At 47.1% G+C, this 537-nt stretch carries 1 rRNA gene; it reads left to right on the forward strand.

The annotated features are described in order from the left end of the window. Window positions 1–295: 295 nt before the first annotated feature. Window positions 296–537: ribosomal RNA gene (locus AC3XQU_RS22840) — 23S ribosomal RNA — on the forward strand; the annotation flags it as partial.

A 537-nucleotide genomic window follows, 5' to 3' on the forward strand; every position in this document is an offset into this window, starting at 1 on the left:
GGGATTAGCTCAGCTGGGAGAGCACCTGCTTTGCAAGCAGGGGGTCGTCGGTTCGATCCCGTCATCCTCCACCAAAAGTTCAAACGTAAGCCCAGCGATTTAGCTGATGTGGTTTAGGTTTGGTCTTTTCGAGATCACTGTTTTTTCGTTCTTTAACAATCTGGAAGAAGTAAAGTTTTATTGAGTACGCATGACAATGCGTGCTCTGGGTAGTAACAAATCAACAAACATGCAACAAGCTGTACTCTTGATTTTCTATGACGATCCCTGTTGTCAGCAGGGGCCAACGTTATAGGGACAAGCGAATAAGTGCACATGGTGGATGCCTTGGCGATTACAGGCGATGAAGGACGTAGTAGCTTGCGATAAGCTGCGGGGAGTGAGCAAACACACTTTGATCCGCAGATTTCCGAATGGGGAAACCCGGCCTTTTAGGTCATTGCATGCTGAATACATAGGCATGCAAAGCGAACGCGGCGAACTGAAACATCTAAGTAGCTGCAGGAAAAGAAATCAACCGAGATTCCCAAAGTAGTG

This window comes from Telluria sp. AZSoR62 (genome assembly GCF_058111565.1).